At 46.7% G+C, this 2,750-nt stretch carries 4 protein-coding genes and 1 pseudogene; 1 reads left to right on the top strand and 4 read right to left on the bottom strand.

The genetic code is table 11. The features are described 5' to 3' along the window. Positions 1–89 precede the first annotated feature (89 nt). Both QUB26_RS31565 and petN read right to left on the bottom strand, forming a co-directional pair. Positions 90–683 (bottom strand): DJ-1/PfpI family protein, encoded by a 594-nt coding sequence (locus tag QUB26_RS31565; protein ID WP_333202231.1) that lies wholly within the window; start codon positions 681–683, stop codon positions 90–92. Positions 684–774: 91 nt separating this feature from the next. Continuing rightward, positions 775–864 carry a cytochrome b6-f complex subunit PetN gene (gene petN, locus QUB26_RS31560; protein ID WP_071883976.1) on the bottom strand — a complete coding sequence of 30 codons (90 nt, stop codon included), beginning with the start codon at positions 862–864 and terminating at the stop codon, positions 775–777. An 82-nt stretch (positions 865–946) separates the two neighbouring features. Between petN and QUB26_RS31555 the strand changes: the two genes are divergently transcribed. Beyond that, the gene (locus QUB26_RS31555; RefSeq protein ID WP_333321246.1) at positions 947–1,426 is read left to right on the top strand and encodes a hypothetical protein; all 480 of its coding nucleotides are present in this window, start codon (positions 947–949) and stop codon (positions 1,424–1,426) included. 359 nt (positions 1,427–1,785) lie between these two features. Here the strand turns inward: QUB26_RS31555 and QUB26_RS31550 are convergent, their stop codons facing one another. Beyond that, on the bottom strand, positions 1,786–2,472 hold the full coding sequence (locus tag QUB26_RS31550; RefSeq protein WP_333321244.1) for an SDR family oxidoreductase: 687 nt from the start codon (positions 2,470–2,472) through the stop codon (positions 1,786–1,788). Positions 2,473–2,569: 97 nt separating this feature from the next. Then, a pseudogene (locus tag QUB26_RS31545) lies at positions 2,570–2,750 on the bottom strand (hypothetical protein); the annotation flags it as partial.

Here is a 2,750-nt window from a genome sequence, read left to right as displayed (position 1 = left end):
GTCCAAAAAGGACGGGCGGGACGCCCATCCCACAATAACAATTAAAATTGTAAGTTATTTAATTCGCGATCCTAACTAATGACTAATAACTAATGACTATCTAAATGTTCGATCTTCGTTCCCAAAACTTTCAGGAATTCAGCTAGCCAGTTAGGATGTGCTGGCCACGCGGGGGCGGTGACTAAATTGCCATCGACTACGGCTTCGGTAACGGGAACTTCTGTATATTTGCCGCCGGCCCGGAGTACGTCGGGGCTGCAAGCGGGGTATGCGGTGCAGCGTTTGCCTTCGAGTACGCCTGCTGCTGTTAGAACCTGTAAGCCGTGACAAATAGAGGCGATCGGCTTTTTGCTGTTGGCAAAGTAGCGGGTAATTTGCAGCACTTGTTCGTTGAGGCGGATGTATTCTGGGGCGCGTCCTCCGGGGATAATCAAAGCGTCGTAGTCGGCGGGGTTGATTTCGTCAAAAGTCGCGTTTAAAGTGAAGTTGTGACCGGGTTTTTCGCTGTAGGTTTGATCGCCTTCAAAGTCGTGAATTGCGGTGCGAATTGTTTGGCCTGCTGCTTTGTCCGGGCAGATGGCGTGGACGGTGTGGCCTACCATTTGCAGTGCTTGGAAAGGAACCATTACTTCGTAGTCTTCTACAAAGTCGCCGACTAACATTAATATTTTTTTTGCTGTCATGTTTCCAACTCCTGTTATTTTGATTTGGTTAAATAGGATTTAAAAAAATGCGGGGCAGTTAAAAAGCTGGCCCCGCAAGCTATTCTGGAATCTAGAAACCGTTGCGTCCCCAAATGACCATTGAAATTGAGAAGGAGAACAGAACTAGCACCGAAACCCAACCGAGTGACAAAATATCCATAGCTATTTATTGAACAAACTGTACAAAGTGACTCCAACCCCTATGATAAGTCAATTTGAGCCATTTTTGAAATGAGGGCGCTGTGAAGGATTCGTCAAATTTTAGTGCGGCTGAACGGGTAGAATCTTTGAAGGCAGGGAGTGTTGCTGCTTTGTCTTGTTTGCTGGCTTTTGGGGCGATCGCCCTTGGTAATAGCTTAATTCTGGCGGATAGGTTGGATTCTCTGGCGAGTTTGCAGGTAAGGGAAATTGACCTAAATTTTGCCGCCCGAGGGACGATCGCACTTTTGGGCGGTTTTTTGTTCGGCGTGACTTACCGCTATGCGATTCGCCGAGATGTTAACGCGCAGCTTAAATCTGGTGCGGTGTTGGCTTTTGGGTTGGTGCGGGCTTTTGGACAGTTGGATGCTGGATTGTTTTTTGAATCGGGGAAGATGCCCGCCCTACAGGAGTTATTGCCGTTTGCGGTTCGCGGTGTCGAGAGTGTGGTATTATTTGCGATCGCGGGTTTGGTTCTGGATTGGGCGATCGGGCGATCGTGGATTAAGCCTTTCGATTCTTGAGTGCGATCGGGTTTTACTCATATCAGGCACCATTTTTTTGAACAGGCAAGATGCCTGTTCCACAAGAATTGATTTTTCTTGTGGGGAGTAGGGGTTGGGCTTCTAGCCCGCCCGAACAGGCTTTCCGGCCTGTTCCACAAAAGTTCAATTTTCCTATCGGGTGGGCGCAGGATTTTTTTGAACAGGCTTTCCGGCCTGTTCCACAAAAGTTCAATTTTCCTATCGGGTGGGCGCAGGATTTTTTTGAACAGGCTTTCCGGCCTGTTCCACAAAAGTTCAATTTTCTTGTGGGGAGTAGGGGTTGGGCTTCTAGCCCGCCCAAAAAATATAATTTAGATGCCCGACAGCTTATTTTTGCGCTAAGCCCGCCCCTCGAAAGTTAATACCTCAAATTCTGGATTGCCGTAAACCATCTGTTTATCTACCGCCGACAAAACTTTATTGTTAGCAGCATCAGAAACTAAACACTGACAAACTAGCTGCGCGACATCTGCCCGGTGAATAGTTCCAGCAACTCGACAATCTTCTGTTAAAATACCGTTGCCTGTGGCAGGTTCCGATTTGAGTCCGCCCGGACGAATCACTGTATAAATCATCCCGCTTTCTATCAAATGATTTTCGGCTTTTTCCTTTTCAATTAAAACCGGGCGCAAAGTTTCTAAAGCTTGGGGCGGCAAAGCGCCGACACTATTACCGCTGCCGATTGATGAAACTAAAATAAATTTTTGCACGCCTGCTTTGACGGCCGCATCAATCAAGTTTTTGTTGCCCAAATAATCGGCTCTTTCCCCATCTTTGGGCAAGCCGCCAATTGTGCTGATTACGGCATGAATTGGCTCACCGCCAGCCATCGCAGCTTCCATAGCTGCAGCATCCAAAGCATCGCCAGTCAGGACTTTGATGCCCATTGCTTCTAATTCGGTGCTGGTTGCGGGCGATCGCAAAAGTGCTGTTACTTGCATCTTTTGTGCTGTCAGACATTTCGCGATTTCTAAGCCGACGCCTCGACTAGCACCAGCTAAAAAAATGTGGGATTTCTCTGTCATATCAATTTTGACTTAAGGGGTGCAGAAATTGGTTGTTTTGAATGTAGATTATACAACATTCCTCTGTCAATTGGTGAATCAATACTCCGGACTGTTTTTAAGCAGCCAAAGTACCATAAGACAAGACTGAAGGAAGCTTAGGATGGTTTAACATCAAATCCGGGTCTAAATCTAACTTGTCAATAAAGGTACAAAGTAGATGCTTAGGATCGCGAATTAAATAACTTACAATTTTAATTGTTATTGTGGGATGGGCGTCCCGCCCGTCCAAAAAGGAC

The organism is Microcoleus sp. B4-C1, assembly GCF_036705285.1.
Classification (GTDB): Bacteria; Cyanobacteriota; Cyanobacteriia; order Cyanobacteriales; family Microcoleaceae; genus Microcoleus.
This window is presented reverse-complemented; position numbering and strand designations above follow the sequence as displayed.